At 70.6% G+C, this 15,113-nt stretch carries 17 protein-coding genes; 11 read left to right on the plus strand and 6 right to left on the minus strand.

Translation table 11 applies throughout. The features are described 5' to 3' along the window. Positions 1 to 196: 196 nt before the first annotated feature. Positions 197 to 379, minus strand: coding sequence for a hypothetical protein (locus G9272_RS13595; protein WP_171396824.1), 183 nt, complete (start codon positions 377 to 379; stop codon positions 197 to 199). Between the two features lie 139 nt (positions 380 to 518). After that, positions 519 to 854 (minus strand): MarR family transcriptional regulator, encoded by a 336-nt coding sequence (locus G9272_RS13600; RefSeq protein ID WP_253267786.1) that lies wholly within the window; start codon positions 852 to 854, stop codon positions 519 to 521. 126 nt (positions 855 to 980) lie between these two features. On the opposite strand from G9272_RS13600, the gene G9272_RS13605 reads away from it, so the two are divergent. Further along, positions 981 to 1,736, plus strand: a complete 756-nt coding sequence (locus G9272_RS13605) for a class I SAM-dependent methyltransferase (protein WP_171401968.1) — start codon at positions 981 to 983, stop codon at positions 1,734 to 1,736. A gap of 143 nt (positions 1,737 to 1,879) precedes the next feature. Here G9272_RS13605 and G9272_RS13610 read toward each other — a convergent pair whose 3' ends face one another. Beyond that, complete coding sequence (locus G9272_RS13610; protein WP_171396825.1) at positions 1,880 to 2,263, minus strand: hypothetical protein; 384 nt, start codon at positions 2,261 to 2,263, stop codon at positions 1,880 to 1,882. 177 nt (positions 2,264 to 2,440) lie between these two features. Here G9272_RS13610 and G9272_RS13615 point away from each other — a divergent pair, with 177 nt between their 5' ends. From G9272_RS13615 to pspAB, 5 genes are all read left to right on the plus strand, one after another. Then, the gene (locus G9272_RS13615; protein WP_171396826.1) at positions 2,441 to 3,250 is read left to right on the plus strand and encodes a protein phosphatase 2C domain-containing protein; all 810 of its coding nucleotides are present in this window, start codon (positions 2,441 to 2,443) and stop codon (positions 3,248 to 3,250) included. A gap of 1,587 nt (positions 3,251 to 4,837) precedes the next feature. Next, a complete protein-coding gene (locus G9272_RS13620; RefSeq protein ID WP_171396827.1) occupies positions 4,838 to 5,095 on the plus strand; it encodes a hypothetical protein in 258 nt (85 codons plus the stop codon). Between the two features lie 175 nt (positions 5,096 to 5,270). Beyond that, on the plus strand, positions 5,271 to 6,566 hold the full coding sequence (locus G9272_RS13625; protein ID WP_253267787.1) for a hypothetical protein: 1,296 nt from the start codon (positions 5,271 to 5,273) through the stop codon (positions 6,564 to 6,566). A 143-nt stretch (positions 6,567 to 6,709) separates the two neighbouring features. Then, positions 6,710 to 7,630 (plus strand): zinc metalloprotease HtpX, encoded by a 921-nt coding sequence (gene htpX / locus G9272_RS13630; RefSeq protein WP_171396828.1) that lies wholly within the window; start codon positions 6,710 to 6,712, stop codon positions 7,628 to 7,630. Positions 7,631 to 7,632: 2 nt separating this feature from the next. Continuing rightward, positions 7,633 to 8,238: a PspA-associated protein PspAB gene (gene pspAB / locus G9272_RS13635; RefSeq protein ID WP_171396829.1), complete on the plus strand. Its 606-nt coding sequence runs from the start codon at positions 7,633 to 7,635 to the stop codon at positions 8,236 to 8,238. A 14-nt stretch (positions 8,239 to 8,252) separates the two neighbouring features. Here pspAB and G9272_RS13640 read toward each other — a convergent pair whose 3' ends face one another. Then, positions 8,253 to 8,534 (minus strand): hypothetical protein, encoded by a 282-nt coding sequence (locus G9272_RS13640; protein ID WP_062647617.1) that lies wholly within the window; start codon positions 8,532 to 8,534, stop codon positions 8,253 to 8,255. Positions 8,535 to 8,705: 171 nt separating this feature from the next. Here G9272_RS13640 and G9272_RS13645 point away from each other — a divergent pair, with 171 nt between their 5' ends. Next, entirely contained in the window at positions 8,706 to 9,449 is a 744-nt protein-coding gene (locus tag G9272_RS13645) for an alpha/beta hydrolase (protein WP_171396830.1), read from the plus strand. A gap of 22 nt (positions 9,450 to 9,471) precedes the next feature. Here G9272_RS13645 and G9272_RS13650 read toward each other — a convergent pair whose 3' ends face one another. After that, positions 9,472 to 10,812: a DUF2252 domain-containing protein gene (locus G9272_RS13650; protein ID WP_171396831.1), complete on the minus strand. Its 1,341-nt coding sequence runs from the start codon at positions 10,810 to 10,812 to the stop codon at positions 9,472 to 9,474. Positions 10,813 to 11,132: 320 nt separating this feature from the next. Between G9272_RS13650 and G9272_RS13655 the strand changes: the two genes are divergently transcribed. Then, the gene (locus G9272_RS13655) at positions 11,133 to 12,335 is read left to right on the plus strand and encodes a winged helix DNA-binding domain-containing protein (protein ID WP_171396832.1); all 1,203 of its coding nucleotides are present in this window, start codon (positions 11,133 to 11,135) and stop codon (positions 12,333 to 12,335) included. Positions 12,336 to 12,413: 78 nt separating this feature from the next. Here the strand turns inward: G9272_RS13655 and G9272_RS13660 are convergent, their stop codons facing one another. Next, positions 12,414 to 12,728, minus strand: coding sequence for a hypothetical protein (locus tag G9272_RS13660; RefSeq protein ID WP_171396833.1), 315 nt, complete (start codon positions 12,726 to 12,728; stop codon positions 12,414 to 12,416). A 140-nt stretch (positions 12,729 to 12,868) separates the two neighbouring features. Here G9272_RS13660 and G9272_RS13665 point away from each other — a divergent pair, with 140 nt between their 5' ends. The 3 genes from G9272_RS13665 to G9272_RS13675 all read left to right on the plus strand — a co-directional run bounded on the left by G9272_RS13665 (position 12,869) and on the right by G9272_RS13675 (position 14,993). Next, positions 12,869 to 13,228, plus strand: a complete 360-nt coding sequence (locus G9272_RS13665) for an arsenate reductase family protein (protein WP_171396834.1) — start codon at positions 12,869 to 12,871, stop codon at positions 13,226 to 13,228. Between the two features lie 77 nt (positions 13,229 to 13,305). Beyond that, positions 13,306 to 14,103 carry a hypothetical protein gene (locus tag G9272_RS13670; protein ID WP_253267788.1) on the plus strand — a complete coding sequence of 266 codons (798 nt, stop codon included), beginning with the start codon at positions 13,306 to 13,308 and terminating at the stop codon, positions 14,101 to 14,103. A gap of 152 nt (positions 14,104 to 14,255) precedes the next feature. Beyond that, entirely contained in the window at positions 14,256 to 14,993 is a 738-nt protein-coding gene (locus tag G9272_RS13675) for a hypothetical protein (protein ID WP_171396835.1), read from the plus strand. The last annotated feature ends 120 nt before the right edge of the window (positions 14,994 to 15,113 follow it).

The raw sequence follows: 15,113 nt of genomic DNA on the forward strand, positions 1-15,113 counted from the left end.
GAAACGGCCCGAACAGCGGTCCCGGGTCTAGCCACCCGGGGCCGCGCGCCGTTTGAGGGGAAGGGCCGCACACGAGGTGTGCGGCGGGCCGCCCGAGGGGCGGCCGGTACCCCGGGCCGGATCCGATCCGGCGCCCTTCACGGCTGGATGCCGGGGCTGTGCTGGTCAGAAACTGCGGGAGATGGTGCCGGAGCTGTCACCCTCGACTACCGTCCTGCCCTTGCCGGAGTAGGTCCGGCGGCCGGTGATCTGCCTGCTCTGGTCGGTGCCGTCGGATGTCGCCGTTGAGGGCTACCGGGCCGGTGGCGCCGGAGATGACGGTTCCGCCGACGTCGCCGGTGTGGTCGCCGGTGACGGTGATCGTGGTCTTGCGGGCCATGTCTGCTCCCGGTCGGCGAGAGCACGGGCGAAGGTGGGGGCGCGGTGGCGTCCTCCGGTTCTCTCGCCCATTGCGAGCTGTTGCTCCAGCGGACCGCGTAGCCGCGGTTCAAGCGGCTGATCAACGCGCAGGGGCAGCACTAGGCCCTGGCTCCGAGGGGGGAGCAGGGCTGTCGGTCAGTGCGGGCTCTCGTGTGAGGTGAACACTTCCAGCAGTTCCCGGACGGGCACGTCTGCCTCTGCTGGATGACGGAGGGTGCCGTCCTGGCAGAGGATGTAGCCGTGCGCCGTCCTTCGCGCTCGCGGCGCATGTAGCCGGCCTGTTCGAGGTCGGTGACGATGCTCAGCGCCGTGCGTTCGGTGATGCGGCAGACCGCGGCGATGTCGCGGAGCCGGGTGGCAGGGTCGCGTGCGATGGCGACCAGTACGCGGGCGTGGTTGGTGAGGAAGTGCCACTGCCCAGCCTGCTCGCTCACGGCTCCGTCCCTTCAGCTCTGCAAACACCGTCAGAGCCATCCTTGCGAAAACCATTGGTGCCCGGCTTGCTCCGCTGATGGACTGACGTCCTACCGTGAGTCTGCCGCGTGACGGAGGTAGTGGTTGTGACAGGCTATGACGTGCTTGCCGAGGTGTACGAATGGCTCATCTCGGATGCAAAGTTGCCTCCAGCCGAGTTCGCTGCGTCGTTCGACGACGTCCTCGATCTCCTGCCGTCGAACGCTCACGTCCTCGACTGTTCGTGCGGAACCGGACAGTTGGCGGTTGGCCTCGCCGGTCGTGGCATGCAGGTTGTCGCAACTGACGCCAGCAAGGCGATGGTTCGTCGGACTAGAGAGTTGTCCGAGGAGTTCGGGGCATCCGTCCGGGCAGTACGGGCGAACTGGGAAGAGTTGCCCGACCATTTCCAGGACAACACGTTCGACATGGTGTTCTGTGTTGGCAACTCGCTTCACCATGCCGCGGGCGCGACAGGCAGGGGTGCTGCTCTGGAGTCGATGTCACGGCTTCTGCGCCCCGGCGGGCGCTTGGTACTCACATCCCGCACTTGGGAACTCGTGAGGGCCAGAGGTTCCCGGCTGGAGATCAGTGACCGACTCGTCCGCCGGAACGGTCGCGATGCCGTCGTGGTCTACCGCTGGGAGATTGCGCCACATTGGGAGGAGGAGCACCACATCGAAATTGCGATCGCGCAAGTTGGTGCGACCGGGTTGGTTCTTGTCCGCTCGGAACTGCTGTCCTGCTGGCCCTACCGGTACGAGGAACTCGAAGTCGAGCTGCACCGGGCCGGACTCCAAACGGAACTGAGCACGTTCGATCTTGAGGCCGAGAACTACATGGTGGTCGCGAGCAAGGTATAAACACCGGACTCCCAGTCCCTGGCCGGACCGCGCGGTTGCTCGGCGGATCACCGCGTCCGTCGTACTCGCCGACGACCCTGGCGGGGACGTCGCCGGTCACCAGTCCCTTTGACGTCCTAGGCATGCCGCGACCGCCTCGCGCATCAGGGGATGCTGGCAGGGAGGCTCCGGAGGGGGCTGCGCTGGGTGCTGTTGTCGGTGCGCCGGTCCAGCTCGGTGCGGAGTTCGTGGATGACCTGGGCATAGACGGCGACGCGCTCGCGAAGCCGGTCGTTGTCCTCCCGCAGGGCCTGGGCGGCGGCTTCGGCATCTACTGCGCGGGCGTGCAGATGCTGGAACGCGGGCGGAATGCCGTTCGCCTCGGACTTCCGGCGGACGAATTCTTCCTTCAGGTCGACGTGCTTGTGCGTGAGGACCCAGCGCTTGACGCCTGCCTCGGCGGCGAGTTGCAGCGTGGTGAGCGCCCCGGTGGACCGGGTTGGACGGCCGTCGAGCAGCCGCTGGATCGCTGCGGATGTCGCCGGCATTCACGCCATCGGAGCGAACGGGGTCGTTCACTTCCTGGAAAACAACCTGGCAGAGCTCTACCGAGAGGTCCGCACGCGCCGCTTCTCCACCCTAATTTCGTGCCGTTACGACCCGAAGACGCTCGAAGTCTTGGAGAGTCGACGCGTCACTCCGCTGTACCGACACGAAGGCTGATCATGCGCGTCGCGATCGACACTCAACCCGGAGGAGCGGCCCCCAATGAGGATTGGGTGGCCGGTACGCCGACTCTTGCCGTCGTGCTGGACGGACTCAGCACGGCGGGCCTGGACACCGGGTGTCGACACGGTGTGCCTTGGTATGTGAGGAACCTCGGCAGTCAGCTTGTCGCCACGCTTGCCGACTCGGAAACCTCGCTCACGACCGGCCTGGCGCGGGCCCTCGAAGGGGTGGCAGTTCTGCACCCTGAATGCGACCTCGGCAACCCCGGAACCCCTTCAGCAACGGTTGCGATCTTGCGGCAGCGGGAGGGGCAGCTAGACCACCTGGTCTTGGCGGACTCCCCCATCGTGCTCGAGGGCCATCAGGGCTATTCCGTGATCACTGACCTGCGGGTGGACCAGATCCTTCCCGAGTTGAAGGCCGAAGTCGCTCGGCACGAGACCCATACGGCAGGACACAAAGAGGCTTTGCGGAACTTGGTGTTCGCGCAGCGGGAGACTCGCAACGCGACGTCTGGATATTGGGTCGCGGCCGCCGGCCCCGAAGCGGCGGAACACGCGCTGACCGGCAGCGTTCCCACCGATGACGTACGCGCCGCCGCCCTGCTGTCCGACGGCGCGGCCTGTCTCGTAACGGACTACGCCATGTCGACCTGGCCCGAAGTCTTCGCGACGCTCCGGGCCGGGGGACCGCGAGGGTTGATCGACACCGTCCGCAAGGTGGAAGCCACAGATCCCAGGGGGCAACGCTGGCCACGCTACAAGTCAGGGGACGACGCTTCCGTCGCCTTCTGTCAGTACGGATAAGGCCTGGTCGGTGCGGGTGGGCTCCGTCTCACTTTCCGTCCCGTTCATTCCCGTTGGGAAGCAAGTACGGAAGCCCGTCTGTCTCGGCCAGACCTTCCCTACCCCATCAAGCACCCGTCGTCACTTCGCTTCTCCGGGCGGGCGCGGGCGGCCGGCGGCGCCCGCGCTCATGTCTCCGCCCCGCTCGGCACCGCCGACCGCCCGCTCTCGCCCAAGAGGCAGGCACACGGGCATGAAGCCAGAACACGTCGTGGCTGGGGCGGTCGGCTCCGCGACTTTAGGCAGCCACTTTCGGGCGAGCCTCGAAGATTGTGGCCCCAACGTCGTGCTTTAACAGGCAGGTCCACAGACTGCCCGACGCGCCGGAAGCTTACGGGGCCATGATCACTCGCCCCAAAGTAGCTCCATCCCAAAGTCGCTCCGCCGACCGCGTGATCAAGGCCACCGAGCGTGCCAGAACGGGGTGGGGAATGCCGGGGAACGGCGGGTACTGACCTAGACCGACAACGAGAACGGCCCCTGACCAAAGTGACTGGTCAGGGGTCGAATCCCACTTGCATGGCGGCGCCAGGATTCGAACCTGGGAAGGCTGAGCCGGCAGATTTAGGAATCTGTCTCACAGAGCGCATATGCTCGAATGTAGGCGGGGTAGCCATCGGCGGCGGCCTTCCAAGTATTCGGCTCATCGGCTGATGGTGCATTTAGGATCACAGGGCCCGATGAAACCAAGTAGTATCCACCCCCGATCAGATGAGTGCCTTCAGGGCAGGTCGCCTCTGAGTGCTGGCCTAGAGGCCCTTCAACCACCGTGGAGCTCACAGCCTCCGCTGTGGACGCGGTTGCCAAACCCAATGCGGTTGTGGTGGCGACCAGTGAACCAACCGCAGCGGCCCGGAACCACCAGATTCTGAGGCTTACTCGATTCATGCGATCGGCCTTCCTCGCGTAACAAGTCTCCCGGTCAGACCACCGTAAGACTGATCACTGCCGCTCGCATCTGCCGACCCAATGCTGGAAATCTTTGGTGATCACAAACCCTCGTGATCGTCGTGATCAAGTGGGGCGTGGCTGCAGAACTCGTCAGTGCTTACGTGGACGTTCTGGCGTTGGTAACCGTCCTTTTCGCAAAGTACGCGGTACAGCAGCGAGGTACATCAACCGCGCTGCCTCGTACCGACCATGAGTGACCCTCATAGACCTTCTGACCGGCCCGAAGAAGCTCAGCAACCTCCGTGCCCGTAGTTCGCATCGAGGGGGAACACCACTACACCGCCGCTCGGGCCGTCCCTGGGCCGTGCGGGGGTGCTCAACGACGACCAACGCTGACAACCACCGACAACCAAGCCTCAGGTCGCAGTGTCGGTCGACTACGTAGCCGCAAGCCAGGAACCCGCCGCTTCACTTCTTCGACGTGTGATCGGCCCCGGGCCGGTAGGTCCGTGAGCTTGTAGGTCCGCAGCCCTCGCCTCTTCGGGCTGTTCCGCCGCCCCCGTTCCTGTTTCTCAGGGACGGGGGCGGCGTCGTATGGTTTCTGGCACTGCTGTTCGACTGGAAGACCTCGACAGAGGTGACGGGGGAGATACGGGCATGCCCGAACAGGACGATGTGGAGCGGGAGTTCGACCTCAAGTGGGCGGACGACGCGGCGCACAAGGAACCCTCGGCGCGGGCCCGGATGCTGGCCGCCCGCTGGAAGGAGAACCCGCCCGAGCCGGTCCCGTTCCGCGGCGACCCGGACCGGGTGGCATCACCCCGGTCGTCATGGCTGTCGACGACGCTCGTACTGGGCTGCGTGGCCGCGGTGATCCTGCTGCTGGGGTACGCGCGGTTCCGGGCTCCGTACTAGGGCGTGTCTGCCAATTCGCGTCGGATCAGCGCGCGGCGTCTGGTGCGGTGCATCGCAAGGCGGAGGATCGCCCGCGTACTGGATGTACTCGGGTGATCCGACAACGCGGCGAGGTGCCGTGCCAGGCGTCGCGCGCCCGGCGGGAATTGTCAGACACGCCCAGGGGGTGGCGAGGGTGAGGGAGAACAGACGAGGCGCGGGAGCGGCGGCGGTGCGGCTCGCCGGGGGCATGCCCCTGGCGGAAGCGGTCGTCGTCGCCGATCCACGGGCCTGGCTCGCGTTGGACGAGGCGGTGCGGGTGGGCCTCCCGTACCACCTCGAAGGTCTGCCGCAGTGGGAGCAAGCCGCTCAGCTGCCGGCCGATCTGTCGCTGCTCGACGAGCCCCGGCTGGCACTCGCCCTCTGCCATCGTGACGGTTGGACGCGTGAGGCGGCGCTGGAGCCGGCGGCTCGGTACCCCGACCTGCTGCCGCTGGTCGTCCTGCGGTGCGCCGACTGGGTGGCACCGGTGCGCGAGCGCGCCCGGAAGGTGCTCCGCGAGGTTCTCGATCCCGGTGCCGCCGTCACGCTCGCGCCGCTGATCCTGCTCCTCGGGCGCCGGGACCAGGGTGCCTTCGCGACGGAGTTGCTCGCCGTGGTGTTCCGCGGGGTGCCCCGCGAACGGCTCGCGTGTCTGTACTCGCACGCCGATCGCACCGTACGCCGGTTCGCGTACCGGCTCGCGGTCGAGCAGCGGCTCCTCTCCCCCGGCCTGCTCGCCCAAGCTGCCGCCCGCGACTTCGACACCGTCGTCCAGAACCTGTGCGCGGACGCCGCCCTGGCCGCCATGACGGACGAGGACCCCGACGACGTGATCCGGCCGTTGCTCACCGCGCGCAACCCGCGGGTCCGTTCCGCCGGGGTGACCGCGCTGCGGCGGGCCGGGCGGGTGGAGCAGTCCGTGGAGTTCCTGGCCGACCGGGCGGGTCTCGTGCGGGCCTGCGCGCGGTATGTCGTACGGCAGTACGGGGGCGATCCGCTGTCCTGGTACCGGGAGCGGTGCGCGGAGCGGGGCGACCCCACCCTGCCGCCGGGTGCCGTCGCCGGGCTCGCGGAGTGCGGGGAGCGGGGTGACGCCGAGGTGCTGTGGTCGCTGGTCCGGCATCCGGCCGCGGGCGTGCGGGCGCAGGCCGTGGCCGGGCTGCGCGTGCTGGACGCGGCCGACGCGCGGCGGCTGTCGCCGTTGCTCGACGATCCGGCGCCGGGAGTGGTGCGGGAGGTGACCGCGGCGGTCCTGCCCTCGGCAGGGCTGTTGCCCGAGGAGTGGCTCGTCGAACGGCTCGGCGCCGGGTGGCCCCGGCCGGTACGGATCGCCGCGTTCCGGCTGCTTGCGGAGCAGGGTGGGGCCGCGGGGCAGCGTGCCCTGATCGCGCTGCGGGGCGATCCCGACGAGGAGCTGCGGCAGCGGGCGACGCGGGCCGTACGACGCTGAGGCCGGGGTGGAGCCGCGCCGGTGTGCGCGCCGGGCGTTCGCGGGGAGCTTTTGCTCCGCCTAGGTCCGTTCGGGGACCGTTCATGGGGGTGGGGCGGTGCACACTTGCAGTGGGGCGAGTGCCTGACTGCGGGGTGATGCAGATGCAGAGCCGTTTCCGGAGCGACCGACGGCTGACCGTGCGGATGACGGTCACGTTGTTCCTGCTCGGGCTGTTGTACGTGGCGTTCGTCGCCGCGTTGATCGTGTTGCTGAAGTCGTGGGTGCTGGTCGCGGTCGTCGCGGTGGCGATGCTGGGCGCGCAGTACTGGTTCTCCGACCGGGTCGCGCTGTTCGCGATGCGCGGGCGGGTCGTGGAGCGCGAGGAGTATCCCGAGCTGCATGCCGTGATCGACCGGCTGTGTGCGATCGCGGACATGCCGAAGCCGGTGGTCGCCGTCTCCGAGATGGGCATGCCTAACGCCTTCGCGACGGGGCGGAACCCCGACCACGCGGTGGTGTGCGTGACGACCGGGCTGCTGGGGCGGCTGGAGCCGGCCGAGCTGGAGGGCGTGCTCGCGCACGAGCTGTCGCATGTGGCGCACAAGGACGTGGCGGTGATCACGGTCGCGTCGTTCCTGGGCGTGATCGCGGGGCTGATCGTGCGCTTCGCGTTCTACTCGCAGGTGTTCGGCGGGGCGCGCAGGGACCAGAACGCCGCGGTCGTCTTCGCCGCCGTGATGGGTGTCTCGGCGGCCGTGTACGCGATCAGTTTCCTGCTCATCCGGGCGCTGTCCCGGTACCGGGAGCTGGCGGCGGACCGGGCGGCGGCGCAGCTGACCGGCCGGCCCTCGGCGCTGGCCTCCGCGCTGACGAAGGTCTCCGGCGACCTGGCCCGTATCCCCTCGAAGGACCTGCGGACGGTCCAGGCCTTCAACGCCTTCTACTTCACCCCGGCGCTGGGCACCGAGCCCGGTGTGGCGGGGCTTTTCTCGACCCACCCGAGCCTGGAGCAGCGGCTCGAGCAGCTGGGACGGATCTCCGTCGAGCTGGGCGAGGCGGCCGCTCCGGGGAAGGCGGGCTGATCATGGGGCTGCTGGACATCCTGCTCGGCCGGACCAAGCCGGTCGTGCCCGACCTGGACCAGCTGTTCGCGCTGCCTTCGGCGGCCGTGACGCTGGAGGCGGCGGCCGGGTTCACCCCGACCGGGCAGGGTGCCGTGTGCTTCGCGACCGTCGAGGGCTCGGCCTTCGAGCAGACACACCGAGAGGTACAGGCGCTCCTCGACGCGGACACCGAGCGCACCGGTCCCCCGGTGCGGCTCGTGCGGGACGACTACGGCTACTCCTGGCTGGTCTCGCAGCGCACCCCCGACCAACTGCCGCTCCTGGTCAACGACCTGCACGCGGTGAACAGCGCGATGGAGGTCAACGGCTTCGGGCCGCAGCTGCTGTGCTCCCTCGCCGGGTTCGAGGACCGGCGCGGCGGGCCGGAGGAGGCGGCCGGCCGCCGGCTGGCGCTCGTGTACCTGTACAAGCGGGGTTCGTTCTACCCGTTCGCGCCGCTGCCCGGTACGGGGCAGCGGCGCGACGGCGCACTGGAGCTTCAGGTGCAGGCCGCCCTCACGGGCGACCTGCGGATCGAGCAGGACCTGGGCCGCTGGTTCCCGGTGTGGGGAGCCCCCGGCCTCTAGGCGGATCGGGCGGCCTACTTGCTGCGCTCGCGCTCCTGACGGCGGGACTCCAGGGGGCGCTCGCGACGGTAGCGGCGCTCCCACTTGGCCTGCTTGTCACGGCGGTCGCGGTACGCCTTGTACGACGTCGGCGCGGTTCCCGCGCTCGGCGCGGGGCCGGGCGCGGACGGCCCGGACGAGTCGAGCCCGTACCGCACGTACAGGAACAGCACGCCGGCCGCGGCGAGCCAGTAGAGCGGGTTCCCGAATCCCAGGACCACCAGGACGACGGCCCCGGAGAGAACGACGGTGCCCATGGTGTACCTCCTTCCTGGGCAGGGACGGGTGACTGAGCGTGGCGAGGGGGGCGGGTTGGTACCTCCAGCGTACGGAGTTCGTCACTCACCGTGCATCTCCTTTTCCGCGGCCCTGTTCGTCCTCCGATCGAGACGGCCCGGGCGCAACCCGCCCGTGAGTGAATGGGGCCCATGAGCGAACTGTCTCCCTTCACGCACGAGTACGACGGTGAACGGCTCAGCGGGGTGCACGGCGGTGGTCCGGGACAGGTCACCGCCGTTCTGCTGCACGGCGCCGGCAACGGCAGCAAGGAGCGACTCCTGCCGCTCGCCCGCGAGTTCACCGCCCACGGCTGCCGCGCCCTCGCCCTCGACTTCTCCGGGCACGGCGAAAGCAGCGGCGAACTCAGGGAGTCGAGCCTGCGTCGACGCTTCGAGCAGGCGGTCTCCGTGATCGACGCGTACGTCCCGGCGGACGGGACGCTGGCGCTCGTCGGGTTCAGCATGAGCGGGCAGACGGTGGCCGACCTGGCCGCGTTCTACCGGGACCGGGTGACGGCCCTGGGCCTGTGCGCGCCCGCCGTGTACGCGGCCCGGGCGTGGGACGTTCCCTTCGGCGAGGGAGACGGGGAGTTCAGCGCGATCATCCGCAGGCCCGGGAGCTGGCGGGAGGCGCCCGCGCTCGACGTGCTGCGCGCGTACGAGGGCCGGGCGGTGCTCGCCGTGCCGGGCACGGACACGGTGATCCCGCCGCAGGTGACCGAGGCGGTCCAGGACGCGCTCGCCACCCGCGCCCGGTACACGAGGTTCGAACTGCCCGCCGCGGGACACCGGCTGGGCCTGTGGTTCCAGGACCACGCGGACGACCGGCGCGAGTTCGTGACCGCCGTGCTGGCCGGCCCGGACGGGCGCGGATGGTCGCCGACGCGTTCCTGACCGGCCGGGCGGCCGACGGCGCTCAGACGCCCGGCGCCGCGCTCACCACGCCCGCCGCGACCGCCGCGCCCAGCATCGCGTGGTCGGCGGCGGTCCGGTCTGCGTAGGCCAGGGCGAAGTCGGCGACGGCGCGTTCGAAGGTGTCGGCGCCGCCGAGGTAGCCGGCGATGGCGATCCGGTCGCCGGACCGTGCGTGGGCACGGGCCAGGGCGGTGCCGCACAGCCGGGCGTACGCCGCGAGGTCGGCCGGGGACATCCCGGCGACGCCGGCGGAGCTCTTCAGGTCGCGCAGCTGACGCCAGTAGAAGGCGCGGCTCTGCGGCCCGGTCATCCAGCCCAGGAAGACGTCCCCGGCGGCCTGGAGCAGCCGCTGCCCGGCGACGACCCGGTGGCCGGGATGGACGTAGGGGCCGCTGGGCAGGTGCTCCTCCAGGACGGACGCGCGGGCCTCCTTGATCTGGAGGAACAGCGGATCGTCGGTGTCGCGCCCGGCGAGCAGCACGATGAAGCAGCGGGTGCCGACGCTGCCGACGCCGACGACCTTGCGGGCGGCGTCGACGAAGCGGTAGCGGTCCAGCAGCAGGCGGCGCTCCTCGGTGAGGGTGGAGCGGTAGTCGCTGAAGATCTTGCGCAGGGCGGCGCTGTCGGAGGCGCCGGCGGGTTCGATCAGCGGTGGGTCGTGGATGATGCGGCGGCGGCCGTCGACGACCTCCGTGAGTTTGCCGAGAGCCTGGAGGCTGGTGCGGCGGCGGGCGCGGGTGAGGCTGCCCCCGGCGCGTCCGCGGCGCCGGGCGGAGCGCAGCAGGGGCAGCAGCAGTTCGGCGTCGATGCGCTCGTACCAGACGGCGAGCTCGTCGAGCCGGGACAGCCGACGTATGGCGGTGCGATAGGCGGCCACGGCCTCCAGGGCGGCGCGGTGCACCCTCGGCTCGGGGTGGCCGTTCTCGCGGGCGGCCACCGCGACGGAGGCGGCGAGCCGTTTGACGTCCCACTCGAAGGGCCCGGGGAAGGTCTCGTCGAAGTCGTTGAGGTCGAAGAGCAGCCCCCGCTCCGGGGAGGCGTACAACCCGAAGTTGAGCAGGTGGGCGTCGCCGCACAGCTGGACCGTCAGCCCGGTGTGCGGCTGCGACGCCAGGTCGGCGGCCATGAGGGCGGCCGAGCCGCGCAGGAAGGCGAAGGGCGAGGCGGCCATCCGCCCGTACCGGATCGGCAGCAGCTCGGGGAGCCGGTCCCGGCCCTGCCGCTCCAGCACGGCGACGGGATCGGGCCGGTCGACGGACGGGAGCCAGAGGGCGTGCGCGGAACGGGAGACGCGCTTGCGGGCGTCCCGGCCGCGCCCGGCACGGTCGGTGGGGGTGGTCATCCGCGTCGCCTTCGCACCACATCCGCCTCCCGGTTCACGACACTTCCCGGTTCACGACACTTCCCGGCCTCCTGTTCGCAGTGAAGGCCGGGAGGGGAGCGTCCGCATGTCGGGTACGTCGAACGGGTGACACCCGGCACTCACGGCAGCCCCGGCCGCCTCGACGGCACCCGAGCGCCCCCGCCGGCCGGCCCGGGTACTCGGGTGCCGTCGGGCGTCACGGGCGTGGGGCCGATTGTCAGTGGTGTCGGGAAGGATGGGGACAGAGACGAGTGCCGGACGGCGACAGGGCGACGGGGCGACGAGAGTGGAGGCCGCCAATGGGTGACGGGCTGCGGTACATCGGTGTGGCGGAGCGGCGGGCGCGGCTGGCCCTGCGGCACCGGCTGGCCCCGCAGGCGCGGGTCGCGACACCCGAGGCGGTGGCCGACGCGCTCCTCGCCCTGCACGGCTCGGACCCGGCGACGGTGTACCTGGCGGTCGGCGCCCGCCTCGCCGACCCGGCGGCGACGGTGGCGGAGACCGACCGGGCGCTGTACGCGGACCGGACCCTCGTCCGGATGCACGGCATGCGGCACACCGTCTTCGTGTTCCCGACGAAGTCGACGGCGGTCGTGCACGCCTCGACCGGCCTCGCGGTCGCCGCGCGGGAGCGGGCCACCCTGGTGAAGGACATGGCGAAGGCCGGCGCACCGGACGCGGCCTGGCTGAAGGAGGTCGAGGAGTCCGCGCTGGCCGCTCTGGCCCGGCTCGGCCAGGCGACGGCGGCCGAACTGGCCCGCGAGGAGCCGCGCCTGCGGGAGCAGTTCGTGTACGCGGCGGGGAAGTCCTACGAGGGCGTCCACACCGTCGTGACGCGGCTGCTGAGGGTGCTGGGGGTGGAGGGCAAGGTGGTCAGGGGGCGCCCCCTGGGCTCGTGGACGTCGAGCCAGTTCCGCTGGGCCCTCGCCCCCGAGCACGCCGAACTGCCGGTGGCGCAGGCCCAGTCGGAGCTGCTGCGGCACTGGCTGACGGCCTGCGGCCCGGCCACGGAGGCCGATCTGAAGTGGTGGACGGGCTGGAAGGTGACGGACGTCCGCCGGGCGCTGACGGCGATCGGGGCACGCACGGTGACCCTGGACGAGGGGGCGGGGTACGTCGTCGAGGACGACGTGGACGCCGTGCCCACCCCCGGCGAACCGTGGGCGGCCCTGCTGCCCGGCCTCGACCCGACGGCCATGGGCTGGCAGGGCCGGGACTGGTATCTGGCCCCGGAACTGCGCCCCGGCCTGTTCGACTACAGCGGGAACGTGGGCCCGACGGTGTGGTGGAACGGGCGGGTGGTGGGGAGTTGGGCCCAGCGGGCCGACGGCGAGATCGTGTGGCGGATCCTGGCCGACGAGGGCAAGGGCGACGGCGAGGGCGTGGGCGGCGAGGCGAAGGCGGCGATCGAGGCGGAGGCGGCGCGGTTGGGAGCGTGGCTGGGCGCGACCCGGGTGACACCGAGGTTCCGCACGCCGGTGGAGAAGGAACTGGTGAGGTGACTCCCCGTCCCTGTGTCCGTACCCCCCTCGGACGCCGACGCCGGGTGCCGTCACCAGGAACGGCACCCGGCGCCCGGTTCATCGTGAGTACCGCAGCAGCGCCCGCACCATGTGGCACGTCGTGTCCGACGGCGAATGAACGCCGATCAGTTCCGCCGTGCTGCGGATCTTCTCGTTGCGGGCCTGGTTCGGCATATACACGCCCAGGTCTAGCAGGGCGATGGCGAGGCGCATCGCCTTGAGGCGACGGTTGTGCATGACGTACCAGTCGCGCGGTCGCCCGGGCGGCAACGGCCGCTTCTCGACGGGCACATAGGGCAGATCGAGCTGGACGGAACGCTTCGCGGTGGACTGGGTCGGCAACGGCTTCGGCTTCAGTGCGGCAGCGGGCACAGGCATCCTCCTGTCGCGGTCAGGGCCCGTCCGGAACCTCCGGCGAACCCTCGAACACTGCTTCTATTCTACTGCCCACCACTGACAATCGCCCCTGATCACAAGGGTTTTCGCCGCCTCGGACCGCTACCGTGTGCCGCATGGAGATCTGGATCAACCCCGCCTGTTCCAAGTGCCGCAGCGCCCTCACGCTCCTCGACGCCGAGGGCGCCGACTACACCGTCCGCCGCTATCTGGAGGACGTGCCGAGCGAGGACGAGATCGCGGCCGTGCTCGACCGGCTCGGGCTGGAACCCTGGGACATCGCCCGCACCCAGGAGGCCGTGGCCGAGGAGCTCGGCCTGAAGGACTGGGCGCGGGACGCGAGCACGCGCGGACGCTGGATCAGCGCGCTCGCCGCGCACCCCCGGCTCATCCAGCGCCCCATCGTCACGGCGGACGACGGCACCGCGCTGGTGGCCCGCACCGACGAGGCCGTACGGGACGCGTTGTCCCGATAGAGGCTCCCTGGTCGGACAGTCGACGATTCGTCCGGCGGCGGGAGTCGGCGCGCCGCGCACTGCTACCCTCCGCCGCCATGACCTTCGGTGATCAAGGACTCGGGTTCCCTCCCGAGCAGGGGCGCATACGACGGCGCCGGCGGGCCAGGCGCTCGGCGGCCGTCGGGTCCGGCGTGGCCCTGGTCGCCGCCGTCGCCGTCGGCACCGTGCTGATCGCGGACGAGGACGAGGGCGACCGGACCACGTCCGCTCCCCCGGCGACGGCGACGGCCACCACGGCCGCCTCGGGTCTCGCGGCCGTACCGTCCGGGGACGCGGGCCTCCCCTCCGGCGCCCCGAGCGCGCTCCCCTCCCTGCTCGCCCGCCCGATCATCCGGCCGGAGCAGGCGTTCCCCTCGACGAGCGTCCGGCTGAAGGACGGCTCCCGGTACGCCCGCGTCGACCTGTCCACCACCGTCGACTGCGCGCGGGGCGTCTCGCCCGAGCTCGCCCGGCTGGTCGAACAGGGCGAGGGGTGCTCCCGGTCGACGGCGGCCCTGTTCACGGACACCGAACGGCGCTCGCAGGTGACGGTCACCGTGCTGAGCTTCGAGCGGGTGGAGGACGCCTCGCGCGTGTTCACGATGACCTCGACGGACCCGGTGGCGTATCAGGTGGACTCGCTGGATCCGCCTGCGGAGGCCGGCCTGCCCACGGTCCCGCCGGGCTCGGCCGGGGTCTCCCGGCGGGCAATGACCGTCCGGTCGGTGGTGTTCGCGAACGGGCGGTGGAGCGACGGCACGAAGACCGGGGAGGCCGAACTCACCGCCCGGACCGAGGGGTTGCTCCAGCGGGTCGACGACACGGTGGCGACGTACGAGGAGGGGAGGAACTGACTCCGCCCCGGCCCCTCCCCCGACTCGGGTGTGACGCCCCCCGACTCGGGTGTGACGCACGCCACTTCGATTGACTCCCGTAACCGCTGAGTAACCTCGTTCGGTATCTCGTACATAGCGGCGTACGCTCCCCTACCCCTCAGGAGGCGCGCATGTCGCGCAGGAGAACTCTCGGCACGAAGAAGAAGATCGCGCTGCTCGTCAGCGCCGCGGCAGTGGCGGGTGCCGGGGCCTTCGCCATGGCGGCCACCTCGAACGCCTCACAGAGCCCGCAGAACGCCAAGACACTGTCCGCCGGGGACTCGACCGTCTGCGGGGGACTGGCCACGGCCCTCGGCAACAACGAGAAGTTCATCGAGGGCCAGAAGACGAACCCGGACGCGCAGTCCGCGGCCCGGATCGCCAACCGCGAGGCGGTCATCGCACAGATCAAGGTCCAGCAGCAGGCGTCCGGCTGCGTCGTTGGGGAGTCGGCTCAGGACTCCCAGGCGACACAGCCCTCGCAGGCCGCTTCCGCACCGGCGGCCTCCGCACCGGCGGCCTCCGCACCGGCGGCCTCCGCACCGGCGGCCTCCGCACCGGCGGCTTCCGCCCCGGCCGGAAACACGGGTAACGCGGGAAACGGCGGCGGTGCCGCCTCCGGCCAGCAGGTCTGCAACGGATCCACGGTGACACTCTCCGGCGAGGGCGGTGCCCCGGCCGCGTCGAGTAACCAGTTCCCGGCGGGGACCAAGCTGAAGGTCACCAACCTGGACAACAACAAGTCCACGACCGTCGAGGTGACCTCGGTCTCCGGCAGCTGCGCCCTGCTCAACAACGCGGCCTTCGAACTGGTCCGTGAGCCCGGCAAGTTCCTGATCCGTCGGGCCCTGATCGAGAAGGTGGGGTGAGGTCCGGCCGCCGGGCACCTCGGTGAACCGGCGGACCTTCCGGAGCATCCCGTAAGGGTGTACGGGTCATCGGTCCTGCTGCTCGCGGCCACGAGCGGCAGGACCGGCGCGTTCGGGGTC

It is taken from the genome of Streptomyces asoensis (genome assembly GCF_013085465.1).
In the GTDB taxonomy this organism is placed as follows: domain Bacteria; phylum Actinomycetota; class Actinomycetes; order Streptomycetales; family Streptomycetaceae; genus Streptomyces; species Streptomyces cacaoi_A.